Here is a 21,463-nt window from a genome sequence, read left to right as displayed (position 1 = left end):
GCGCCTAGACCTCCGCCGAGAAGTCGCCGCGCGCGGCGCGCTCTTCCGCCGCCGCGACGTAGGCGGGCTTGCGGGCGGCCACCGCCACGCGCCACAGCTCCTCCAGCAGCGCCAGCAGCAGCAGCCCGGAGCCGAGCGGCATGGAGAGCTTGGGAATCCAGATCGGGAAGGGCACGGTGCCCTGCGCCACCTCCTCGATCTCCAGCGAGAACATGGCGTCCTGCCAGGTCCACCACACGATGGTGGCGGTGATGGCGGCGGCCAGCGCCAGCACCGCGGCCTCGGCCCAGCGGCGCATGCCGGGCGGCACGCGCTCGATGCCCAGGCCGACGCGGATCAGCTCGCCCCGGCGGAAGGTGAAGGCCAGCGCGAAGAAGGCGGAGGCCACGCAGAGATAGGCCACCAGGTCGTCGGCGCCGGGAAGCTGGATGCCCAGCTCCCGCAGCACCACCTGGGCCATCATCAGCAGGAAGATGCCCAGCAGCGCCAGCGCCGCCACCGCGGCGCCCGCCCAATACAACGCATCGAGCAGGCGCCGCGGCACGGCCGTCAGCCCCGCGCCGCGCGATAGGCGGCGATGACGCGCTGGCCGTCCTCGCCGGCGCGGCCCAGCCATTCGCGCACCATCTCCTCGCTGACGCGGCCCATCGCCTCCATCACGGCGGGGTTGGCCTGGGCGACGGTGACGCCGCGCTGCCGCAGCGTGGCCAGGGCCTGCTCATGCGCGGCCTCCGCCATCTGCCAGCCGCGCGTCTCGGCGGCGGCGGCGGTGGCGCGCATCGCGGCCTGGTCGGCGGCGGACAGCCCCTCCAGCGCGCGGCGGTTCACGAAGACGGCGTTGCGGGTGAAGGTGAAGCCGACATGGGTGTAGAAGCGCGCATAGTCCCAGGCGGAGGTGTCAACGCCGGTCACCGCGCTGGTGACCATGGCGTTCACCACGCCGGTGGCGAAGGCCTGCGGGATCTCCGCGGCCTGCACCAGGGTCGGCGTGGCGCCGACCAGGGTGGCGAAGCGGTTGGTCATCACGTTGAAGGTGCGCATGCGGGTGCCGCGCAGCGTCTCCAGGGTCTCGACCGGCGTGTTGGTGTAGAAGCCCGAGGGCGGCCAGGGCACCATGTAGAGCAGGCTCAGCCCCTGGCGCTGGAAGCGCGCCTCGATGAAGGGGCGCGCCGCCTCCATCAGCCGCCGCGCATCGGCGAAGCTGGTGACGAGCTGCGGGATGCCGTCCACCTCGAAGAAGGGGTCCTCGTTGCCATAGGCGCTCAGCAGGATCTCGCCCAGCTGCACCTGGCCGCGCTGGGCGCCGGCCTTGATCTGCGGCATCGGCAGCAGCGCACCGTTGGAGTGCAGCTGCACCTGCACGCGCTCGCCGGTGGCGGCCTGCAGCTCGGTCAGCCATTGCCGCACGTTGCGGGTGTGGAAGTTGCCGTCCGGGTAGGGGGTGGCCATCTGCCAGCGGGCCTGGGCCTGCGCGGCCGCGGCGGAGGCGGCGAGCGCGGGGGCGGCGCCCAGCAGGGTGCGGCGGTTCAGCATGGGTGTTCCTCTCCTCGATGATGCGGGATGGTCGGCGCGCAGGCGGGGGCGCCGCAAGGGGGCGGGCGGCGGGCATGCCGCCCCGCGGCACGGCCCTGCCCAGGCGGCAGGCCGCGCCTGCCCACGCGGGCGGCAGGCCCCGTCACGTCATCCCTCGTCAGCGTCCCTTGGCCGGAACGCTGAGGGATTGGTGATAAAGTGTCAAAGAGAATCGTCAGCCGCGGAAGGCCGCCAGCAGGCGCTGCCCGTCCTCGCCGGCGCGGGCCACCCACTCCTCCGTCAGCACGCGCGAGGGCTCGCGCAGCCCGGCCAGGAGTTCCGGCGTCGGCTCCAGCACCTGCATCCCGCGCTCCCGCATGCGCGAGACGGCCTGCTCATGCGCCTCCGCCGCCAGGGCCCAGCCGCGCTCGGCGGCGCGGGCGGCGGCGGCGCGCAGGGCCTGCTGCTGCGGCGCCGGCAGCGCCTCGAAGGCGCGGCGGTTGCAGAAGACAGCGTTGTTGGAGGTGGCGACGTTCAGCAGGGTGAACACGCGCGAGGATTCCCAGGCCGCGGTGTCCGCTGCCACGGGGGCCGTGGTGAGCTGGGCGTTGATGATGCCGGCTGCGAAGCCCTGCGCCACCTCGGGCGCCGGCAGCAGCACGCCCTGCGCGCCGACCAGGGCTGCGAAGCGGTTGGAGATGGCGGAATAGGCGCGGATGCGCAGGCCGCGGAACGCCTCCGGCGTGGGCAGCGGCGCCTGGGTGGCGATGCCGACGAAGGGCCAGGGCGCCAGCCACAGCAGCTCCATGCCCTGCCGGCGCAGCCGCTCGGCGATGGCGGGGCCGCGCACCGCCATCAGCCGCCGCGCATCCGCCATGGAGGACACCATGCCCGGCACCTGGTCCATGTCGAAGACCGCGTCCTCGTTGGCGTAGGCGGTCAGCAGGATCTCGCCCAGTTGCACCTGGCCCTGCTGGACGCCGCGCTTGATCTGCGGCTGCGGCAGCAGCGCGCCATTGGGGTGCAGCTGGATGTCCAGGCCGGATTCGGCGATGAACTGGCGCAGGTTGCGGGTGTGGAAATTGCCCTCGGCGAAGCCCGAGGCCGCCTGCCAGCGCGCCTGGGCGGCGGCGGGCAGGGCGAGCGTCAGCGCGGGCGTCGCCAGGATGGCGCGGCGGGTGGGCATGCGTTCCTCCAGTCGGTTTTGGAGGGAGCATGCCCGTTGCGCGTCAGAGCGGGTAGTCCCGCTGCGGGTCCACGCCCGCGGCCTCGATCAGCTTGCGCAGGCGCACCACCTCCTCCGTCGGCACGGAATGGCCGCGGATGTGGAAATGGCCCTGCGCCCCGTTCAGCGAGACGGCCAGCGACCCTTGCGCGGAGTGCTTGGTCTCGGCGCCCAGCTCCTCCAGCACATGGACCACGGCCTCGGGGTCCAGGTTGTGGTTGAGCGGGTGGGCGAAGATGCCGTGCAGCACCTTGCGGTGGCGGTGGTTCATGGGGCGGTGTCCCTCCATCGGTGATGGAGGGATCGCAGCACGGATGCGCGGCGCGCGCCTTGCGCCAGCGCAACGCGCCGCCGTTCAGCCCGAGTGGGTGACGAAGAGCTTCAGCTCCTCCGCCTCGTGCTCGGCCTCGGCGATGCGGGCCTTCACCAGGTCGCCGATGCTGACCATGCCGGCCAGGGTGCCGTTCTCCTCCAGCACCGGCAGGTGGCGGATGCGCCGGTCCGTCATCATCTGCAGCGCCTCCTGCACCGTCGAGCGCGGGGAGACGGTGAACAGCACCCGCGTCATCAGCTGGCCCGCCGTCATCCGCGTCACGCCCTCGCCCAGGCTGGCCAGGGCGCGCACGATGTCGCGCTCGCTGACGATGCCCAGCACCTGCCCGTCGCGCTCCAGCACCAGCACGGCGCCGATGCGGTGCTGGGCGAGGATGCGGGTGATGGAGGCAACGCCGTCTTGCGCGCGCACCGACACCACCTGGCTGCCCTTCGCCTTCAGGATTCCCGAGATGACCATTCCGCTGCCCCTCCGCATGAAGAGGCATTCATGTTGCGCGTGTCGCAGGCCGCGATACAACCGGCCAGCCATGCGGTGCAGCACGCCGTTCAGCTTCGGTTAAGAAACCCCGGTCAGCTGCGTCTTCACCAGTTCCGCGAAGCGGCCCTGGCTGGCCAGCAGCTCGTTGAAGGAGCCGCGCTCGACGATGCGGCCCTGGTCGAACACCATGATCTCGTCGGCGTCGCGCACCGTGCTCAGGCGATGGGCGATGATGAAGGTGGTGCGCCCGGCCATCAGCGCCTTCATCGCCTTGCTGACCTTGGCCTCGGTGGCGGCGTCCAGCGCGCTGGTCGCCTCGTCGAGGATGAGCACCGGGGGGTCCTTCAGCAGGGCGCGGGCGATGGCCAGGCGCTGGCGCTGGCCGCCGGACAGGCTGGCGCCGCGCTCACCCACCAGGGTGTCGTAGCCCTTGGGCTGGCGGGTGATGAAGTCGTGCGCCTCGGCCATGCGGCAGGCGCGCTCCACCTCCTCCTGCCCGGCGTCGGGGCGGCCGACCAGCAGGTTGTCGCGGATGGTGCGGTTGAACAGCATGCTCTCCTGGAACACCACGCCGATGTTCCGCCGCAGCGATTCCAGCGTGATGTCGCGCAGGTCCACGCCGTCCAGGGTGATGCGCCCCTCCTGCGGGTCGTACAGGCGCTGGAGCAGCTGCATGGAGGTGGTCTTGCCCGCGCCGGTGGAGCCCACTAGCGCCAGGGTCTGCCCCGGCAGCGCCTTGAACGAGACGCCGTGCAGGATCTTGCCCGAGCGCGGGTAGCCGAAGCCCACCTGGTCGAACTCCACCGTGCCCTCGGCCCGGCCCAGGTCCCGCGCGCCCGGCTGCTCCGGCACGGTGGAGGTGGTGTCGAGCACCTGGAAGAACTCGCTCATCGAGGGGGCCTGGAACAGCATGTGCGAGATGAAGGCGACCGCCCCGTCCAGCCGGCCGATCAGCAGGGTGGCGAAGCCCATGAAGGACACGATCTCGCCCACCGAGGCCTGGCCGTTCATGTGCAGCCAGGTGCCCAGCAGGAAGATGGCGATGACGGTGACGGTGGACGAGGCGCGCGTCATCACGTTCACCAGCGCCCACCAGTTCAGCACGGGGAACTGCTGGTCCAGCACGCGGCGCATGATGTCGCCGAACATCTTGGCCTCGCTGTTGAGGCGGGTGAAGGACTGCACCACCACCACGTTGCTCAGCGCGTCCTGCACGTTGCCGGCCAGCTCGGTGTGCAGGCCCTCCACCTGGGCCTGGGCGGCCTGGGTGCGGCGGATCACCAGCGTGGTCAGCACCGCGAACACGATCACCAGCACGATCAGCAGCAGGCCCAGGCGCCAGTTCATCACCAGCGTCAGCGGCAGCAGCACCAGCATGGACACCAGGGTGATCAGGTGCTCGCGGAAGAAGCCCAGCCAGATGCCGAACAGGTTGTCCGTGCCGCGCAGCATCACCTTCATCAGCCGGCCGGACTGCACGTCGCCGTGGAACTCCAGCGGCAGGGCCAGCACGTGCTGGAAGTAGCGGCTCATGGAGGACAGGCGGTTGCGGTGGGCCATGCGGTCGGCCAGCAGCGCCACCGCCACGTTGGCGACGATGCCCGACAGGCCCACCGCCCCCCACACCCCCAGCAGCACGAAGGCCTCCGTCCAGACGACGTCGGGCGGCAGGCGGTCGGTCTTGCTCAGCAGGTCCACCACCTTGCCGAACAGCACCGGCTCCAGGAACTGGAGCCCGGCGAGCGACACCGCCGCCGCCGAAAGGCCGATGGCCACCCAGCGGTCGGACTTCAGCAGCGCGAGGACGCGCCAGTAGAGCCGGAAGAAATCCATCGCGCCGTCCCGGTCCGAAAGTGGTGCCGCCCGAAGTGGTAAGGCCATGGGCCTTGCACGGCAAACGCCCATGGCCCAGCTTTGTTGGCGAGGAAACATCCAGGGGAACACCCTTCATGGCCCTGGGCCGCCGACTGGCGCTCGCCCTGCCGTTCCTGCCCACGCCGGCCGCCGCGCAGGCCGGGCGGCCGCTGCGCCTGGTCGCCCCCTTCCCGCCGGGCGGCACCACCGACCTGCTGGCCCGGCTGGCCGCCGAGCGCCTGGCCCACCACCTGGGCGCGCCGGTGGTGGTGGAGAACCGCGGCGGCGCCGCCGGCGGCATCGGCGCGGCGGAGGCCGCGCGGGCGGAGCCGGACGGGCAGACCCTGCTGCTGGCCTCCATCGGCACCGCCGCCACCAACCCGCTGGTCTATCGCCACCTGCCCTACCGCCCGGAGGATCTGGCGGAGGTCGCGCTGCTGTTCGCCCTGCCCAACGTCGCCACCGTGGCGCCGCGCGCCCCCTTCGCCGACCTCGCCGCCTTCGTGGCCGAGGCGCGGCGGCGGCCGGGGGCGCTGACCTACGGCTCCTCCGGCGCCGGCTCCTCCCTGCACCTGACCGGTGCCATGCTGGCGCACCGGGCGGGGCTGGAGCTGCTGCACGTGCCCTATCGCGGCGGCGGGCAGATGCTGACGGAGCTGCTGGCGGGGCGCATCGACATCGCCTTCGGCAACCTGCCCACCGCCATCGGCCAGCTGCGCGACGGCACGCTGCGCGCCCTGGCGGTGACCGGGCCGCGGCGCAGCGACGCCCTGCCCGGCGTGCCCACCGTGGCCGAGGCCGCCGGCCTGCCCGGCTTCGCCGCCACCGTCTGGTATGGCCTGCAGGTGCCGCGCGGCACCCCCGCCGCCGCCATCGCGCGCCTGAACGCCGCCGCCCAGGCCCTGCTGGCGGAGGCGCCGGTGCGCGCCCGCCTGGCCGAAATCGGCGTCGAGCCGCTGGGCGGCAGCCCGGCCGACTTCACCCGCTTCATCGCCGACGAGGCCGCCGCCTGGCGTCCCGTCATCGCCGCCGCCGGCATTTCCGTGGAGTAGCCCATGACCCTGTCCCGCCGCGCCGCCCTGCTGGCGCCCCTCGCCCTGCCCGCCGTCGCCGCCGCCCAGGCGGCGTGGTCGCCCTCCCGGCCGATCCGCCTCATCGTCGGCTTCACGCCCGCGGGCACCACCGACATCGCCGCGCGCATCATCACCGAGGGGCTGAGCCAGCGCCTGGGCCAGCAGGTGATCGTGGAGAACCGCCCCGGCGCCGGCGGCAACATCGGCGGCGACCTGGTGGCCAAGGGCGAGCCCGACGGCCACACCCTGCTGATGCAGACCATCTCCGGCGGGGCGATCAACTACCAGCTCTACGGCCAGCGCATGCCCTACCGGCCGGAGGAGCTGGCGGGCGTCTCGCTGGTGACGCGCGTGCCCAACGCCATCTTCGTCAACCCGCAGGTCCAGGCCCGCACCCTGATGGAGCTGGTGGAGCTGGCGCGGCGCAACCCGGGGCGGATGAACATCGGCTCGTCGGGCGTCGGCACCTCCCTGCACATGACCGGCGAGCTGCTGAAGCTGGCCACCGGCATCGACCTGACCCACGTGCCCTTCCGCGGCGCCGGGCCGATGATGCAGGAGATCATCGCCGGCCGCATCGAGGTGGGCGTGGACAACCTGCCCTCCGTCATCGGCCACCTGCGCGAGGGCCGCCTGCGCCCGCTGGCGGTGACGACCCCCACCCGCACGCCGGCCATGCCCGACGTGCCCACCACCGCCGAGGCCGGGCTGCCGGCGGTGGAGGCGACCGCCTGGTTCGGCGTGCAGGTGTCCTCGCGCACGCCGCGCAACATCATCGCGCGGCTGAACCAGGAGATCGAGGCGGTGCTGGCCGACCCCGCGGTGTGGCGCCGCTTCGAGGAGCTGGGCGGCATGCGCGCCGAGCTGGTGCCCGGCGGCGGCTCCACCCCCGAGAGCTTCGACCGCTTCGTCGCCGCCGAGGTGGCGAAATGGACCGAGGTGGTGCGCCGCTCCGGCGCCACGGTGAAAGGATGAGCCCGGCCGTGTTCCCCCGACGCCCCACCCCGGCGCTGCCGGCGGTTTCCCGGCGCCTCGCGCTGGCGCTGCCGGCGGTTTCCCGGCGCCTCGCGCTGGCGCTGCCGGCGCTGCTGCCCCTCGCCGCGCGGGCGCAGCCCTGGGCGCCCTCGCGGCCGCTGCGCCTGGTCATCCCCTTCCCGCCCGGCGGCACCACCGACCTGGTCGGGCGCATGGTGGCCGAACGCCTCGGGCCGCTGCTGGGCCAGCCGGTGGTGGTGGAGAACCGCGCCGGCGCCGGCGGCAATGTCGGCGGCGAGTACGTGGTCCGCGCCGAGCCGGACGGGCACACGCTGCTGTTCACCACCATCGGCACCGCGGCGATGAACCACGCCGTGTTCGGCCCCCGCATGCCCTGGCGGCCGGAGGAGATGGCGAGCGTCGGGCTGGTGACGCGCGTGCCCAACGTGCTGATGGCCCCGGCCGCTTCGCCGGTGCGCGACATGGCGGGCTTCATCGCCGCCGCGCGCGGGCGGGACGTGACCTATGGCAGCAGCGGCAGCGGCGGCTCGCCCCATGTGTGCATGGAGCTGATCGGCCAGGTGGCCGGGCTGAAGCTGACCCACGTGCCCTTCCGCGGCTCCGGCCCGATGCTGACCGAGCTGCTGGCCGGGCGGCTGGATTTCGGCATGGACAACATCCCCTCGGCCATCGGGCACATCCAGGGCGGGCGCATCCAGGCCCTGGCGATGACCGGCGCCCGCCGCGCCGCCCTGCTGCCGCAGGTGCCGGTGGTGGCCGAGACCCTGCCGGGCTTCGAGGCCACCGCCTGGTTCGGCGTGCAGGCCGGCGCGCGCAACCCGCCCGCCGCCCTGGCGCGCGTCGGCGCGGCGCTGGACGCCATCACCCGCGACGCGGCCTTCCGCGCCCGGCTGGCCGAGTTCGGCGCCGCCGGGCCGGAGCTGACCCCGGAGGGCGGCACCACGCCCGAGGCGTTCAGCGCCTTCGTGGCCGCCGAGCTGGGCCGGTGGGGCGCGGTGATCCGGCAGGCGCGCATCACGGCGGAGTGAAGGCCGCCCCGCCGCGCCGCGCCGCCAGGGGGCACGAATGGCCCCCGGCGCCGGCAGCCGCCCCAGCGCCGCCAGCAGCGCGGCACCGGACAGCACCAGCAGCGGGTCCAGCCAGGCCCGCTGATCGGGGAGGGCCGCCAGCGCCGCGGAGGCGCCGGCCGCCAGGAACAGCCCGCCGCAGAACACCCGCAGGGACCGCGCGCCGATGGCCGCCAGCACCCGCGCCGGCGCCGCCTCCAGCCAGGCGCCGCCGCGCGGCACCAGCGCCGCGACCAGCAGCGCCAGCGACAGCGCGTGCAGCAGACGCAGCAGCGGCAGGGCGTGCTTCATCTCGTGCGCGTGGGCCAGCGACATCGGCGCCGCCACGAAGCCGTGATGCGCCAGCGCCTGCGCGAAGCCGCCGGCCACCACCAGCGCCGCGCCGGCCAGCAGCGCCCGCCGGAACGGCAGCGCCTGGCCGTGCAGCAGCCGCGCGCCCAGCACGGCGCCGATCATGTACAGGAACTGCCACGCCAGCGGGTCGAAGGCGATGCCGTCGGGCCCCACGCCCGGCGTCGCCCACCAGCCGCGCTGCACCCCCAGCCACAGCACGAAGGACGGCAGCAGCGCCCATTCCCCGATGCGCGCCCGCAGCGCCATGAACGGCCCCAGCAGCAGCATGGACCAGATGAAGGAGGGCAGGATGCCCATGAAGCGCGGCTGGTGCAGGCCGATGAGGGCGGCCGGCAGCGCCTGCCACGGGTGCTCCATCAGCCAGCGCCAGCCCAGCGCGTCCACCTGGCACAAGGCCGGCCACAGCCAGGCCGAGGCGGTGACGAGCACCAGGAAGCCCAGGAACAGCTTGAGCTGCGTGCCCCACAGCCGGCGTGTGCGGCCCAGCAGGTCGCGCGCCGCCGCTCCCTCGCCCGCTCGCGCCGCCTTCAGCGCCCAGACCGAGCCGAGCGCGAGGCCCGACAGGAACAGGAACTGCTCGGAGGAGTCAGACGGACCCCAGGCGGCGTGGATGCCCCAGGAAAGCTGCGTGCCAACCACGTGCGAGACGAAGATGGAGAGCTGCATCCAGCCGCGCAGCACGTCCAGCCGCAGGTCGCGCGCGGGGGCGGCCAGCATCAGGCGAAGGCCCGCGGCAGGCGGGCGCGCAGCGCGGCCGGCAGCCAGGGCAGCAGGCTGGCGCGTTCCAGCCACACGATGAGCAGGCCCATCAGCAGGGTGAAGCAGGCCTCCTTGAACAGCATGGCGCCGTCATCGTAGGGGTCCACGCCCAGGGGCGAGGCGAGGTGGAAGAAGATGGCGCCGGCCATGATGCCCACGGTGAACAGGCCGCCGAAGGGGCGGGTGCGCGGGATGAGCACCAGGACCGCCGCGACGATCTCCATGGCGGCGACGAAGATCCGGAAGGGCTTCTCGCCGCCCGGCGTCCCCAGCCAGTCGGACAGGATGGTGAACAGGAAGACGCTGCCCTCGGCGCCCGTCAGCTTGAACTGGAGGTAGTAGAGGAACTCCCAGGCGATCCAGCCGGCGGCGAGCCAGAGGATGGCGGAGCGGAGGCGGTCGGCGGCGGTGGGCATCCTGGTCACTCCATGGGGTGTCTGCCGCCATGTCACGCCAAATCCGCTTTCGTTACGCACGCCCCCGCGCCACCCTGCCGCCGTGGATGACGATTCGGCCCTGCTGGTGCGCCTTCGCGCGGGCGAGCATGCGGCCTTCGCCGTGCTGGTGCGCCAGCATCACGGGCGGCTGCTGCGCCTGGCCGGCATCTTCTGTTCCGTGCGCGCCACCGCCGAGGAGGTGGTGCAGGAGGTCTGGCTGGCGGCGCTGACCGGGCTGGAGGGCTTCCGCGGCGAGGTGCCGGTGGGCGCCTGGCTGTCGGGCATCTGCGCCAACAAGGCGCGCACGCGGGCGGTGCGCGACGGGCGCTCCGTCTCGCTGGACGCGATGGAGGAGGAGCACGTGCCCGACCCGGCGCGCTTCCACGCCGATGGCCACTGGAAGGAAGGCTTCGCGCGCTGGGACGCGCTGACGCCCGAGCGCGTGGCCGGCGACCGCGAGCTGCTGGGGCGCATGGGCGCGGCGCTGGACGCGCTGCCGCCGGCCCAGCGCGCCGCCATCTGGCTGCGCGACGTGGAAGGGCTGGAGGCGCCGGCCATCTGCGATGCGCTGGGCGTCAGCGACGCCAACCTGCGGGTGCTGCTGCACCGCGGCCGCACGAAACTGCGTGACGCCGCGGCGGTTCTGGTGGAAGGGGGGCGTCACGAAACCGCCCCACGCAGGACATGACGGAAACCACCAGCGGAAACCTCGACATGCCGACCTGCCAGGAGGTGGCGCTTCGCCTCTCCGACCACCTCGACCGCGCCCTGCCGCTGCGGCGGAGCCTCGGCGTGCAGGCGCACCTGGCGCTGTGCCCGAACTGCCGCCGCTACGCCGCCCAGCTGCGCGAGACGCTGGGGCTGGCGCGCGCCGCCGGCCAGGCCGCGCCCGCCGACGAGGCCGGCGAGGCGGCGGCGCTGGCGATGTTCGACCGGCTGGCGAAGAAGGGCGCGTAACGGCGCCGGGGCTGGCGGGACATGGTGGCGTGGCGCCGTGCCACTGACCATCCCGCAAGGAACCCACCCGATGCGCAAGCTCCTCCTCGCCCTGCCGCTGCTCGCCCTCGCCATCCCGGCCGCCTTCGCCCAGACCGCCACCCGCCAGCCCACCCAGGTGATGATGGGCGAGCGCGTGGTGCGCGAGGTGATGATCACCCCCAATGGCGGCAGCGTGACGCTGGTCTACGACATGGCGCCGGGCGCCACGCAGTCCCGCCGCGTGGTGCGGCTGGAGAACGTGAACGGCATGCTGGAGGTGGTGTATGACGGCGCCGCCACCGACATGCCGCTGGCCACCGGCGGCACGCCGCGCCTGGTGCAGGACGGCGCCATGTACCGCGTGGAATACGACCGCCGCTGACGGCACGGCGCGGGTGGTGTAAAGGCCCCGGCAAGCAATCGCCGGAGACCGCCCCGATGACCACCCGCCGCCTCGCCCCCGCGCTGCCCAGGCGCCTCGCGCTATCGCTGCCGGGGCTGCTGCTGCCCGCCGCCGCCCGCGCCCAGGCGCCCTGGTCGCCCACGCGCCCGGTGCGGGTCATCGTGCCCTTCACCGCCGGCGGCGCCACCGACGCCACCGCGCGCATCCTGGCCGAGCGGCTGTCGCAGGCGCTGGGGCAGACGGTGGTGGTGGACAACCGCCCCGGCGCCGGCGGCAACCTGGGCACCGACATGGTGGCCAAGGCCGAGCCGGATGGCCACACCCTGCTGATGGGCACCATCGGCACCGCCTCCATCAACCAGTTCCTGTATCCGCGCCTGCCCTGGAACCCCGCCACCGACCTCGCGCAGGTGGCGCTGGTGAACAACGTGGCCAACGCCGTCGTGGTGCACCCCGGCGTGCGGGCGAACACCCTGCAGGAGCTGCTGGCGCTGGCCCGCGCGCGGCCGGGCGCGCTGAACTACGCCACGCCGGGCAACGGCACCTCGGGCCACCTGTGCGCGGAATACCTGAAGTTCCGCACCCGCACGGACATCACCCACGTGCCCTTCCGCGGCACCGGCGCCCTGATGCCCGAGGTGCTGGCCGGCCGGGTCGAGGTGGCGGTGGACAACCTGCCGGCCTACATCCCGCACATCCGTTCCGGCGCGCTGCGCATCCTGGCGGTGACCAGCCCCGAGCGCTGGTTCGCGGTGCCCGAGGCGCCGACGGTGGCGGAGGCCGGGGTGGCCGGCTTCTCGGCCGTGGCGTGGTTCGGGCTGCAGGCGCCCGGCCGCACGCCGGCGCCCATCCTGGCGCGCTGGGCCGAGGCGGTGCGCGCCGCCTGCGCGGAGGAAACCATCCAGGCGCGCTTCCGCGAGATCGGCGCGGCGGTGAGCTTCCTGGACCCCCAGGGCTTCGACCGCTTCATCGCCGCCGAGAACGACAAGTGGCGCGAGGTGGTGCGCGCCGCCGACATCCGGCTGGAATAGCGAAGGGGGGCTTTCGCCCCCCTCATGCGGCGCCGCGGCAACGCAGCGCGCCCATGCCAGGATCAGCGCCTGGACGCGCGCCCCACGAAACTGCGAAGCGGTTTCGCGGGGAGTGTCAGAACTCCCGCCGCGGCGGCCGGCGGTCGCGCGGCGGGGGCGGCGGGGCGGCCAGCTCCGCCTCCAGCTCCTTTATCTTCGCCTTCACGCTGTCGCGCAGCGCGGGCGTGGCGTGCGGCTTCATCGAAGCCAGCACCTCCTTCAGGTCGCGCAGCTGCTTCTCCTTCTCCACGCGGGTGCGGGAGATGGGGCGGTTGTCCGAGAGCTGGCCTTCGCGGGAGCGCATGGCCGCCTCAAACCGCCAGCAGGAGGCGGCGGGGGTCCTCGATCGCTTCCTTCACGCGCACGAGGAAGGAGACGGCCTCCTTCCCGTCCACGATGCGGTGGTCGTAGGACAGGGCCAGGTACATCATCGGGCGCACCTCCACCTTGCCGGCCACCACCATCGGGCGATCCTGGATCTTGTGCATGCCCAGGATGCCGGACTGCGGCGGGTTCAGGATCGGCGTGGACATCAGCGAGCCGTAGATGCCGCCATTGGTGATGGTGAAGGAGCCGCCGGCCATCTCCTCCAGCTTCAGCTGGCCGTCGCGCACGCGCTTGCCGAAATCGGCGATGCGCTTCTCGATCTCGGCGAAGCCGAGCTCCTGCGCGTTCTTCAGGACCGGCACCACCAGCCCGTTCGGCCCGCCCACCGCGATGCCCATGTGCACGAACTGCTTGTAGATCAGCTCGTCGCCCTCGATCTCGGCGTTCACCGCCGGGAATTCCTGCAGGGCGGCGACGCAGGCCTTCACGAAGAAGCTCATGAAGCCGAGCTTCACGCCGTGCTTCTTCTCGAAGTGGTCCTTGTACTCGGCGCGCAGGCCCATCACCGCGCCCATGTCCACCTCGTTGAAGGTGGTCAGCATGGCGGCGGTGTTCTGCGCCTCCTTCAGCCGGCGCGCGATGGTGACGCGCAAGCGCGTCATCTTCACGCGCTCCTCGCCGGCCTCCAGGCCACGCGCGGCCTTGGGCGTGGCGGCGGCGGCCGGCGCGGCGGCGGGGCGGGACAGGAAGTCCAGCACGTCGCCCTTGGCGATGCGGCCATCCTTGGCCGAGCCGGGGCCGACCTGCGCGGCCGTCACGTTGGCCTCGGCCATCAGCTTGGCGGCGGCGGGCAGCGGCGCGTGGGTGGAATCGGCCTGCGAGCCGCCGCCGGTGCCGGGCGCCTTGGCGGCGGCGTTGCCCGGGGAGGGCACGGTGGTGTTGCCCGGGGAGGGCACGGCGGCGTTGCCCGGGGCCGGCGCGGCGACGATGGGGGCCGGGCCGGGCGCCGGCGCGGCCGGGGCGGGGCTGGAGGCGGCGGCCTGGGCGGCGGCGGCGCCGGCCCCGGCGGCGATGTGGCCCAGCACGGCGCCGGGCTCGACCTCCGCGCCTTCCTGCACCGCGATGCCTTCCAGCACGCCGGCGGAGGGCGCGTTGACCTCGACCGTGACCTTGTCGGTCTCCAGCTCCACCAGCGGCTCGTCGGCCTTCACCGCCTCGCCGGCCTTCTTCAGCCAGCGCGCCACGGTGGCGCTGCTCACGCTCTCGCCCAGGGTGGGCACCAGGATCTCGGTCGCCATCGTCGTCTCGTCTCTCTCGATTTCTCTCAGAGGCCCAGCGCCTGCTTCACCAGCGCGTCCTGCTCGGCTTGGTGCACCTTGGCGAGGCCGGTGGCCGGGCTCGCCGCTTCCTCGCGCCCCACATAGACCGGGCGCTGCGCCTTGCCGCCCAGCGCGCCCAGCACCTTCTCGATGCGGCGGTCCAGGAAGGTCCAGGCGCCCATGTTCTCCGGCTCCTCCTGGCACCACACCACCTCGGCGTTGCGGTAGGGGGCCAGGGCGGGCGGCAGCGACTTCGCGGGGAAGGGATAGAGCTGCTCCAGCCGCAGGATGGCGACGTCGTTGACGCCCTTCTCCCGCCGCTCGGCCAGCAGGTCGTAGTAGACCTTGCCGGAGCACAGCACCACGCGGCGCACCTGCTCCTCCGGCACCAGCGCGTCCACCTCGGGGATCACGTGGCGGAAGCTGCTGCCGGGGCCGAACTCCGCCAGCGAGGACACCGCCAGCTTGTGGCGCAGCAGGGACTTGGGCGTCATCACCACCAGCGGCTTGCGGTAGTTGGCCTTCAGCTGGCGGCGCAGCGCGTGGAAGTAGTTGGCCGGGGTGGTGAAGTTGCACACCCGCATGTTGCGCTCGGCGCAGAGCTGCAGGTAGCGCTCCAGCCGGGCGGAGGAGTGCTCCGGCCCCTGCCCCTCGAAGCCGTGCGGCAGCAGCATCACCAGCCCGGACATGCGCAGCCACTTGGTCTCGGCCGAGGCGATGAACTGGTCGATGATGACCTGCGCGCCGTTTGCGAAGTCGCCGAACTGGCCTTCCCACAGCACCAGCGTCGAGGGGTCGGCGAGCGAGTAGCCGTAGTCGAAGCCCAGCACGCCGAACTCGGAGAGCAGGGAGTTGAAGGCCTCGAAGGTCGCCTGGCCGGGGCGGATGCCGTTCAGCGGGGTGTGCTCGGCCTGGGTCAGCTGGTCCACCAGCACGGCGTGGCGGTGGGAGAAGGTGCCGCGCTGCACGTCCTCGCCCGACAGGCGCACGCGGTGGCCTTCCAGCAGCAGGGTGCCGAAGGCCAGCGCCTCGCCGGTGGCCCAGTCGATGCCCTCGCCGGACTCGATGGCGTTCTTCTTGGCCTCCATCTGCCGGGCGATCTTGCCGTTGACGTTGAAGCCCTCCGGCACGGCGGAGATGGCGTTCCCCACCTCGCGCAGCACGTCCAGCCCCACCGCGGTGGCGTGGTCCTGCTCGCCCTCGCCCACCTTGGCCTGCAGCCCGGCCCAGTGGCCCTCCAGCCAGTCCGCCTTGTTGGGCTTGAAGGACTGCGCGGCCTGGAACGCCTCCTCCAGCGTGGCGAAGAAGCGGTCCTGGATGGCCTGGGCCTCGGCGGCGGGCAGGCTGCCCTCGGCGGCCAGGCGCTCGGCGTAGAGGGTGCGGGTGGTCTTCATCTCCCGGATGCGCTTGTACATCACGGGCTGGGTGAAGGCGGGCTCGTCGCTCTCGTTGTGGCCGTGGCGGCGGTAGCAGACGATGTCCAGCACGATGTCGGCGCCGAACTGCATGCGGAACTCGGCCACCAGGCGGGCGGCCCAGACCACCGCCTCCGGGTCGTCGCCGTTGACGTGGATGATGGGCGCCTGCACCGCCTTGGCGATGTCCGTGCAGTACAGCCCGGAATAGGCGTGGGCCGGGACGGTGGTGAAGCCGATCTGGTTGTTGGTGACGATGTGCACCGTGCCGCCGGTGCGGTAGCCCACCAGCTGGCTCATCGCCATCGTCTCATAGACGACGCCCTGGCCGGCGAAGGCGGCGTCGCCGTGCAGCAGGATGCCCATGACCGAGCGGCGGTCCTTCACGTCGCCCGCCTTGTCCTGCCGGGCGCGGACCTTGCCGGCCACCACCGGGTCCACCGCCTCCAGGTGCGAGGGGTTGGGCTGCAGGGAGAGGTGGACCTGCCGGCCGTTCACCTCGATGTCCGTGCTGGTGCCCAGGTGGTACTTCACGTCGCCCGAGCCCTGCACGTCGTCGGGCTTGAAGCTCATGCCCTTGAATTCGGAGAAGACCTGCACGTAGGGCTTCTTCACCACGTTCACCAGCATGTTCAGCCGGCCGCGATGCGCCATGCCGATGGCGATCTCGCCGCAGCCGCCCGCCGCCGCGGCCTCGATCACCGCCTGCACGGCGGGGATGGTGCTCTCGCCGCCCTCCAGGCCGAAGCGCTTGGTGCCGACATACTTCCTGGCGCAGAAGCTTTCCCAGCCCTCGGCCTCGGTCAGCTGCTGGAGGATGGTGCGCTTGGCCGCGGCGTCGAAGGCGCGGGTCCAGGGCGCGCCCTCCACCCGCTGCTGGATCCAGGACTTCTGCCCCGGGTCCTGGATGTGCATGAACTCCACGCCGATGGGGCCGCAATAGGTGGCGCGCAGGCGCTCCACGATCTCGCGCACGGTGGCCGTCTCCAGCCCCAGCACGTTGTCGATGAAGATGCGGCGGTCGAGGTCCTTCTCCTCGAAGCCCCAGAAGGCGGGCGACAGCTCGGGGTGCGGGGGTGGCACCTGCAGGCCCAGCGGGTCCAGCCGCGCCTCCAGGTGGCCGCGCACGCGGTAGGAGCGGATGAGCATCAGGGCGCGGATGGAATCCAGCGCCGCCTTGCGCACCGCCTCGGGGTCGGTGGCGCGGGCCTCGGCCTTCTTCGGGGCGGGCCTGGCGTCCTCGGCCGGGGCGAAGCCGCCGCGCGGGCGCGGGGCCCAGGAGGCGCCCATGGCGTCCGTCAGCACGGCGCGGGCGTCGTCGTTCAGCGTGGCGAACAGCTCGGCGAAGGAGGGGTCCACGCTGCCGGGGTCCTCGACCCAGCGGGCGTAGAGGTCGGCGAGGAAGGCGGCGTTGGCGCCGTTCATCGCGGAGGCGAGGATGTCCACTCCGGGCATTTCCGTTCCCACGGCCCGCCTTCCGGCGGCCGTTCCTTCTTCCTGCAACGATCGCCGCCCGCCGGGCGGGCCGGGGGCGTGCGGCGCCTTCATAGCGCCGATGGGGCGCCGGGGCACCCCCTCGCGCGCGGAAAACAGGCATGACCGGGAGGCGTGCGCGGCGACTAGGATGGTGGCTTGCCTGATACCAACTCGGCTCCCCCGCCCACATATGACGTGGACGAGGCCGAGCGCCGGCTACTGGAGGCGGCAGTGCAGGAGGTGCGTAAGAGCGGTCCGCCGCTGCCGCATGAGGTAGTACGGGCGGTAATGCTGGATGGGATCAGGCAGCTGCAAAACACTCAAAGGTTGGGCAGACTGTAGACGGAACACCTGATTAAAGCGCTCCGCCCAATCTTTTCAGTCAAAATCCTCAAGAAGGTAAGTAAACACAAACTACACCCTCCGCAGTATTGACGATAGCTTTAGAAAAATCACAGACCGTAGCAACAACATTCGCCAAACCACGATAGAGGAGGATTGTATCGCCGGCTCGACAATTTGTTACTACCGCCTGCACAGCTTGAATATAGCTTGAAGCGCTGTTTGCAGCCGATGAGCCTTGCGCACAGAAGCGTCCCGTATTTGGCTGCTGAGCCATCAGGTCATGGCTAGCTACTAGCCCAATAAACGCGACGAGTAGTGCAGAACGAAGTTGCATCGCTTAATCCTCGGGGTTTAGCGCTTTGAGATAATTATGGAAATCTTGTTCTTTTTCCTTCAGCGCCCGCACCATGGTCGAGCCCAGGCTGGCCGGGCTGTCGGCCACGTGGATGCCGGCGGCCTTCATCGCCTCCATCTTGGCCTCCGCCGTGTCCTTGCCGCCGCTGATCACGGCGCCGGCATGGCCCATGCGCCGGCCCGGGGGGGCGGTGGCGCCGGCGATGAAGCCCACCACCGGCTTGTTCGGCTTGCCGGGGCCGAAATTCTCGCGCGCCAGGAACTCGGCCGCGAGGATCTCGGACTGGCCGCCGATCTCGCCGATCATGATGATGGACCTGGTCTCGTCGTCCTTCAGGAACAGCTCCAGGACGTCGATGAAGTCCATGCCCTTCACCGGGTCGCCGCCGATGCCGACGCAGGAGGACTGGCCCAGCCCGGCCGCCGTGGTCTGCGCCACCGCCTCGTAGGTCAGCGTGCCGGAGCGCGACACGATGCCCACCGAGCCGCGGCGGTGGATGTGGCCGGGCATGATGCCGATCTTGCAGGCGTCGGGGGTGATGACGCCCGGGCAGTTCGGCCCGACCAGGATGGACTTGGAGGAGCCCAGGGCGCGCTTCACCTTCACCATGTCCAGCACCGGGATGCCCTCGGTGATGCAGATGATCAGCGGCACCTCGGCGTCGATGGCCTCCAGGATCGAATCCGCCGCGAAGGCCGCGGGGACGTAGATCACGGAGGCATCGGCGCCGGTGGCCGCGCGGCATTCCGCCACGGTGTTGAACACCGGCAGGTTCAGCGTCGGGTGCTGGGTGCCGCCCTTGCCGGGCGTGACGCCGCCCACGTAGTTCGAGCCGTAGGCGATGCCCTGGGAGGCGTGGAAGGTGCCCTGGGCGCCGGTGAAGCCCTGGGTCATCACCCGGGTGTTCTTGTCAACCAGAATGGCCATGGGTTCAGGCCCCCTTGACGGCGGCGACGGCCTTCTGGGCGGCGTCGGCGAGGTTGTCGGCGGCGATGATCTTCAGCCCGGATTCGGCGAGGATCTTCTTGCCCAGCTCCACGTTGGTGCCTTCCAGCCGCACCACCAGCGGCACCTTGAGGTCCAGGTTCTTGGAGGCCTGCACGATGCCGGTGGCGATCATGTCGCACTTGGCGATGCCGCCGAAGATGTTGACCAGGATGCCCTTCACGTTGGCGTCGCTCGTGATGATGCGGAACGCCTCGGTGACGCGCGCCGCATCCGCCGTGCCGCCGACGTCGAGGAAGTTCGCCGGGCTGCTGCCGTAGAGCTTGATGATGTCCATCGTGGCCATCGCCAGCCCGGCGCCGTTCACCATGCAGCCGATCTCGCCGTCCAGCGCCACGTAGTTCAGCTCGTGGCGGGTGGCGTCCAGCTCCTTGGGGTCCATCTCGCTGTCGTCGCGCAGCGCTTCCAGGTCCTTGTGGCGGAACAGGGCGTTGTCGTCGAAGCTGACCTTGGCATCCAGCGCGACCACTTCGCCTGCCTTGGTGACGACCAGCGGGTTGATCTCGACGATGGCGCAGTCCAGCTCGACATAGGCGCGGTACATCGCCTCGACGAACTTCACGAAGGAGGCGACCTGCTTGCCCTCCAGCCCGAGGGCGAAGGCGAGCTTGCGGCCGTGCCAGCCGCTGATGCCGGTGGCGGGGTCCACATGGACCTTGAGGATCTTCTCCGGCTGGTGCTCGGCGACCTCCTCGATCTCCATGCCGCCCTCGGTGCTCGCCATGATGACGATGCGCGAGGTCTCGCGGTCCAGCAGCAGGGAGAGGTAGAGCTCGCGCGCGATGTCGCAGCCGGCCTCGACATAGACGCGGCTGACCAGCTTGCCCTCGGGGCCGGTCTGCTTGGTCACCAGCGTCTGGCCGATCATCGCCGCGGCGGCGGCCTTGGCTTCCTCGGGCGACTTGGCGAGGCGCACGCCGCCCTTGCCGTCGGGGTCGTTGGCGAAGCGGCCGGCGCCGCGGCCACCGGCATGGATCTGCGACTTCACGACGAAGATCGGGCCGGGCAGCTTCTTCGCCGCGGCCTCGGCCTCCTCGGCGTTCCAGGCCACGTGGCCGTCGAGCACGGCGACGCCGTAGCGGCGCAGCAGCTCCTTGCCCTGGTATTCGTGGATGTTCATCCGGTCGTGCCTTCCTAGGATACAGAAAGGGCCGGGGAGAGGCCCCGGCCCGGATGGGTGGTCAGACGCCGAGGCCCTTGAAGTCCTCGACCAGCTTCTTCACCGCGTCGCAGGACTTGTCGAAGGCGGCCTTCTCCTCGGGCAGGAACTCCACCTCGACGATGCGCTCCACGCCGCCGGCGCCGATCACCACCGGCACGCCGACGTAAAAGTCCCGCAGCCCGTACTCGCCGTTCAGCATCACGGCGCAGGGCAGCACGCGCTTCTTGTCCTTCAGGTAGGCCTCGGCCATCTGCACGGCGGAAGCGGCCGGGGCGTAGAAGGCGGAGCCCTTCTCCAGCAGCTTCACGATCTCGCCGCCGCCATTCGCCGTGCGGTGCACGATGGCGTCGATCTTCTCCTGCGTGGTCCAGCCCATCTTCACCAGGTCGGGCACCGGGATGCCGGCGACGGTGGAGTAGCGGGTCAGCGGCACCATGGTGTCGCCATGGCCGCCGAGCACGAAGGCGGTCACGTCCTCGACGGAGACGTTGAACTCCTGCGCCAGGAACAGGCGGAAGCGCGCGCTGTCCAGCACGCCGGCCATGCCCACCACCATGTGCGGCGGCAGGCCGGACTTCTGCTGCAGCGCCCAGACCATCACGTCCAGCGGGTTGGTGATGCAGATGACGAAGGCGCCCGGGGCGTGCTGCTTGATGCCCTCGGCCACCTGGCCCATCACGCCGGCGTTCTTGGTCAGCAGGTCGTCGCGGCTCATCCCCGGCATGCGCGGGAAGCCGGCGGTGACGATGATGACGTCGGCGCCGGCGATGGCGCTGTAGTCGCTGCCGCCGGACATGGCGCTGTCGAAGCCGTCAACGGGCGAGGACTGCATGATGTCCAGCGCCTTGCCGGCGGCGACGCCGCCGAAGACGTCGAACATCACGACGTCGCCCAGCTCCTTCAGGCCGATCAGGTGGGCGAGGGTGCCGCCGATGTTGCCGGCGCCGATGAGGGCGATCTTCTTGCGGGCCATTGCGCGTCCTTGCGTGCTGCTTTGCCAGATGCGCCGGGATGCCTAGCCGCTGGCGGGGCATCCGGCAAGGTCAGGGCGCCGCAACGGAAACGGGCGCCCCGAAGGGCGCCCGGACCGGTCCCGGCGATGCGGCGCCGCTCAGAGCGGGACGCAGCGCGTGACGTTGCTGTGGCCGATGGCGGTGGTGGCGATGGTGCCGTCCGGGCAGGTGCTCTGCGCCATGGTCGGCGGGCCGAGGTCGCCGCCCCAGCGGAAGGAGACGGTGCGCGCCTGCGCCGCGACCGGCCCGCAGGAGCGGCGGCCGTTGCGGGTGGTGCAGGCGGCCATGGCGGTCTGGCGCAGCCCGGCGGGGGCGGCCTGCTGGCGGCTGTAGGGGATGGCGGCCATGGCGCGGCTGCGCTGGCTGCTCACCGCCGCCAGGCGGCCCTGGCGGGTGGACAGGCTGGCCTGGGCGCGGCCGCCACGGACCACCGCCGGCAGGGCGCGGGCCTGGCGGGCCGGCGCGGCCACCGGGCGGGCGGCGGCGCTGCGGGCCGGGGCGGCG

The 21,463-nt window shown here is 72.0% G+C and carries 21 protein-coding genes and 2 pseudogenes; 7 read left to right on the top strand and 16 right to left on the bottom strand.

From position 1 onward, the window contains the following. Window positions 1-4 precede the first annotated feature (4 nt). The 6 genes from ACI6QG_RS18580 to ACI6QG_RS18555 form a co-directional block, all read right to left on the bottom strand. Window positions 5-544 (bottom strand): TRAP transporter small permease, encoded by a 540-nt coding sequence (locus tag ACI6QG_RS18580; protein ID WP_407026084.1) that lies wholly within the window; start codon window positions 542-544, stop codon window positions 5-7. A gap of 5 nt (window positions 545-549) precedes the next feature. After that, entirely contained in the window at window positions 550-1,533 is a 984-nt protein-coding gene (locus ACI6QG_RS18575) for a TRAP transporter substrate-binding protein (RefSeq protein WP_407026083.1), read from the bottom strand. A gap of 214 nt (window positions 1,534-1,747) precedes the next feature. After that, a complete protein-coding gene (dctP, locus tag ACI6QG_RS18570; RefSeq protein WP_407026082.1) occupies window positions 1,748-2,698 on the bottom strand; it encodes a TRAP transporter substrate-binding protein DctP in 951 nt (316 codons plus the stop codon). Window positions 2,699-2,741: 43 nt separating this feature from the next. Continuing rightward, complete coding sequence (locus ACI6QG_RS18565; RefSeq protein WP_407026081.1) at window positions 2,742-3,008, bottom strand: hypothetical protein; 267 nt, start codon at window positions 3,006-3,008, stop codon at window positions 2,742-2,744. Between the two features lie 84 nt (window positions 3,009-3,092). After that, complete coding sequence (locus ACI6QG_RS18560) at window positions 3,093-3,530, bottom strand: CBS domain-containing protein (RefSeq protein ID WP_407026080.1); 438 nt, start codon at window positions 3,528-3,530, stop codon at window positions 3,093-3,095. A 99-nt stretch (window positions 3,531-3,629) separates the two neighbouring features. Further along, entirely contained in the window at window positions 3,630-5,384 is a 1,755-nt protein-coding gene (locus ACI6QG_RS18555; protein ID WP_407026079.1) for a glucan ABC transporter ATP-binding protein/ permease, read from the bottom strand. A gap of 116 nt (window positions 5,385-5,500) precedes the next feature. Here ACI6QG_RS18555 and ACI6QG_RS18550 point away from each other — a divergent pair, with 116 nt between their 5' ends. From ACI6QG_RS18550 to ACI6QG_RS18540, 3 genes are read left to right on the top strand one after another with little or no spacing between them, the layout of a single operon-like run. Further along, window positions 5,501-6,457, top strand: coding sequence for a Bug family tripartite tricarboxylate transporter substrate binding protein (locus ACI6QG_RS18550; RefSeq protein WP_407026078.1), 957 nt, complete (start codon window positions 5,501-5,503; stop codon window positions 6,455-6,457). Window positions 6,458-6,460: 3 nt separating this feature from the next. Then, entirely contained in the window at window positions 6,461-7,453 is a 993-nt protein-coding gene (locus tag ACI6QG_RS18545) for a tripartite tricarboxylate transporter substrate binding protein (protein ID WP_407026077.1), read from the top strand. An 8-nt stretch (window positions 7,454-7,461) separates the two neighbouring features. Then, window positions 7,462-8,502 carry a Bug family tripartite tricarboxylate transporter substrate binding protein gene (locus ACI6QG_RS18540; RefSeq protein ID WP_407026076.1) on the top strand — a complete coding sequence of 347 codons (1,041 nt, stop codon included), beginning with the start codon at window positions 7,462-7,464 and terminating at the stop codon, window positions 8,500-8,502. Window positions 8,503-8,619: 117 nt separating this feature from the next. On the opposite strand, the pseudogene opgC reads toward ACI6QG_RS18540, so the two are convergent. Both opgC and ACI6QG_RS18530 read right to left on the bottom strand, forming a co-directional pair. Beyond that, window positions 8,620-9,561: pseudogene (gene opgC, locus ACI6QG_RS18535) on the bottom strand (OpgC domain-containing protein); the annotation flags it as partial. Window positions 9,562-9,611: 50 nt separating this feature from the next. Then, window positions 9,612-10,070, bottom strand: coding sequence for a hypothetical protein (locus ACI6QG_RS18530; protein ID WP_407026075.1), 459 nt, complete (start codon window positions 10,068-10,070; stop codon window positions 9,612-9,614). Between the two features lie 82 nt (window positions 10,071-10,152). Here ACI6QG_RS18530 and ACI6QG_RS18525 point away from each other — a divergent pair, with 82 nt between their 5' ends. The 4 genes from ACI6QG_RS18525 to ACI6QG_RS18510 all read left to right on the top strand — a co-directional run bounded on the left by ACI6QG_RS18525 (window position 10,153) and on the right by ACI6QG_RS18510 (window position 12,503). Beyond that, a complete protein-coding gene (locus ACI6QG_RS18525; RefSeq protein WP_407026074.1) occupies window positions 10,153-10,779 on the top strand; it encodes an RNA polymerase sigma factor in 627 nt (208 codons plus the stop codon). Beyond that, complete coding sequence (locus ACI6QG_RS18520) at window positions 10,776-11,048, top strand: anti-sigma factor family protein (protein WP_407026073.1); 273 nt, start codon at window positions 10,776-10,778, stop codon at window positions 11,046-11,048. Before ACI6QG_RS18525 ends, ACI6QG_RS18520 begins: the two co-directional genes overlap by 4 nt. Before the next feature lie 70 nt (window positions 11,049-11,118). Further along, the gene (locus tag ACI6QG_RS18515; RefSeq protein WP_407026072.1) at window positions 11,119-11,451 is read left to right on the top strand and encodes a hypothetical protein; all 333 of its coding nucleotides are present in this window, start codon (window positions 11,119-11,121) and stop codon (window positions 11,449-11,451) included. 56 nt (window positions 11,452-11,507) lie between these two features. After that, a complete protein-coding gene (locus tag ACI6QG_RS18510; protein WP_407026071.1) occupies window positions 11,508-12,503 on the top strand; it encodes a Bug family tripartite tricarboxylate transporter substrate binding protein in 996 nt (331 codons plus the stop codon). Window positions 12,504-12,618: 115 nt separating this feature from the next. Here the strand turns inward: ACI6QG_RS18510 and ACI6QG_RS18505 are convergent, their stop codons facing one another. From ACI6QG_RS18505 to ACI6QG_RS18470, 8 genes and pseudogenes are all read right to left on the bottom strand, one after another. Then, on the bottom strand, window positions 12,619-12,846 hold the full coding sequence (locus ACI6QG_RS18505) for a hypothetical protein (RefSeq protein ID WP_407026070.1): 228 nt from the start codon (window positions 12,844-12,846) through the stop codon (window positions 12,619-12,621). A 7-nt stretch (window positions 12,847-12,853) separates the two neighbouring features. Beyond that, a complete protein-coding gene (gene odhB, locus ACI6QG_RS18500) occupies window positions 12,854-14,167 on the bottom strand; it encodes a 2-oxoglutarate dehydrogenase complex dihydrolipoyllysine-residue succinyltransferase (RefSeq protein WP_407026069.1) in 1,314 nt (437 codons plus the stop codon). Between the two features lie 26 nt (window positions 14,168-14,193). Further along, window positions 14,194-17,058, bottom strand: a complete 2,865-nt coding sequence (locus tag ACI6QG_RS18495; protein ID WP_407026068.1) for a 2-oxoglutarate dehydrogenase E1 component — start codon at window positions 17,056-17,058, stop codon at window positions 14,194-14,196. 412 nt (window positions 17,059-17,470) lie between these two features. Beyond that, complete coding sequence (locus ACI6QG_RS18490; protein ID WP_407026067.1) at window positions 17,471-17,758, bottom strand: hypothetical protein; 288 nt, start codon at window positions 17,756-17,758, stop codon at window positions 17,471-17,473. A gap of 3 nt (window positions 17,759-17,761) precedes the next feature. After that, entirely contained in the window at window positions 17,762-18,706 is a 945-nt protein-coding gene (sucD, locus tag ACI6QG_RS18485; RefSeq protein ID WP_407026066.1) for a succinate--CoA ligase subunit alpha, read from the bottom strand. A 4-nt stretch (window positions 18,707-18,710) separates the two neighbouring features. Continuing rightward, window positions 18,711-19,904, bottom strand: a complete 1,194-nt coding sequence (gene sucC, locus ACI6QG_RS18480; RefSeq protein ID WP_407026065.1) for an ADP-forming succinate--CoA ligase subunit beta — start codon at window positions 19,902-19,904, stop codon at window positions 18,711-18,713. 61 nt (window positions 19,905-19,965) lie between these two features. After that, window positions 19,966-20,919: a malate dehydrogenase gene (gene mdh, locus ACI6QG_RS18475; protein WP_407026064.1), complete on the bottom strand. Its 954-nt coding sequence runs from the start codon at window positions 20,917-20,919 to the stop codon at window positions 19,966-19,968. Window positions 20,920-21,057: 138 nt separating this feature from the next. Further along, a pseudogene (locus ACI6QG_RS18470) lies at window positions 21,058-21,463 on the bottom strand (hypothetical protein); the annotation flags it as partial.

Source organism: Sabulicella flocculans (assembly GCF_045449635.1).
Classification (GTDB): domain Bacteria; phylum Pseudomonadota; class Alphaproteobacteria; order Acetobacterales; family Acetobacteraceae; genus Roseococcus.
This window is presented reverse-complemented; position numbering and strand designations above follow the sequence as displayed.

Coding starts and splice junctions, on each gene's coding strand:
- ACI6QG_RS18505 (WP_407026070.1), bottom strand. CDS start 12,846: ATGCGCTCCCGCGAAGGCCAGCTCTCGGACAACCGCCCCATCTCCCGC.
- dctP (WP_407026082.1), bottom strand. CDS start 2,698: ATGCCCACCCGCCGCGCCATCCTGGCGACGCCCGCGCTGACGCTCGCC.
- odhB (WP_407026069.1), bottom strand. CDS start 14,167: ATGGCGACCGAGATCCTGGTGCCCACCCTGGGCGAGAGCGTGAGCAGC.
- ACI6QG_RS18520 (WP_407026073.1), top strand. CDS start 10,776: ATGACGGAAACCACCAGCGGAAACCTCGACATGCCGACCTGCCAGGAG.
- mdh (WP_407026064.1), bottom strand. CDS start 20,919: ATGGCCCGCAAGAAGATCGCCCTCATCGGCGCCGGCAACATCGGCGGC.
- ACI6QG_RS18490 (WP_407026067.1), bottom strand. CDS start 17,758: ATGCAACTTCGTTCTGCACTACTCGTCGCGTTTATTGGGCTAGTAGCT.
- ACI6QG_RS18555 (WP_407026079.1), bottom strand. CDS start 5,384: ATGGATTTCTTCCGGCTCTACTGGCGCGTCCTCGCGCTGCTGAAGTCC.
- ACI6QG_RS18560 (WP_407026080.1), bottom strand. CDS start 3,530: ATGGTCATCTCGGGAATCCTGAAGGCGAAGGGCAGCCAGGTGGTGTCG.
- ACI6QG_RS18515 (WP_407026072.1), top strand. CDS start 11,119: ATGCGCAAGCTCCTCCTCGCCCTGCCGCTGCTCGCCCTCGCCATCCCG.
- ACI6QG_RS18510 (WP_407026071.1), top strand. CDS start 11,508: ATGACCACCCGCCGCCTCGCCCCCGCGCTGCCCAGGCGCCTCGCGCTA.
- sucC (WP_407026065.1), bottom strand. CDS start 19,904: ATGAACATCCACGAATACCAGGGCAAGGAGCTGCTGCGCCGCTACGGC.
- ACI6QG_RS18495 (WP_407026068.1), bottom strand. CDS start 17,058: ATGCCCGGAGTGGACATCCTCGCCTCCGCGATGAACGGCGCCAACGCC.
- ACI6QG_RS18530 (WP_407026075.1), bottom strand. CDS start 10,070: ATGCCCACCGCCGCCGACCGCCTCCGCTCCGCCATCCTCTGGCTCGCC.
- ACI6QG_RS18545 (WP_407026077.1), top strand. CDS start 6,461: ATGACCCTGTCCCGCCGCGCCGCCCTGCTGGCGCCCCTCGCCCTGCCC.
- ACI6QG_RS18550 (WP_407026078.1), top strand. CDS start 5,501: ATGGCCCTGGGCCGCCGACTGGCGCTCGCCCTGCCGTTCCTGCCCACG.
- ACI6QG_RS18575 (WP_407026083.1), bottom strand. CDS start 1,533: ATGCTGAACCGCCGCACCCTGCTGGGCGCCGCCCCCGCGCTCGCCGCC.
- sucD (WP_407026066.1), bottom strand. CDS start 18,706: ATGGCCATTCTGGTTGACAAGAACACCCGGGTGATGACCCAGGGCTTC.
- ACI6QG_RS18565 (WP_407026081.1), bottom strand. CDS start 3,008: ATGAACCACCGCCACCGCAAGGTGCTGCACGGCATCTTCGCCCACCCG.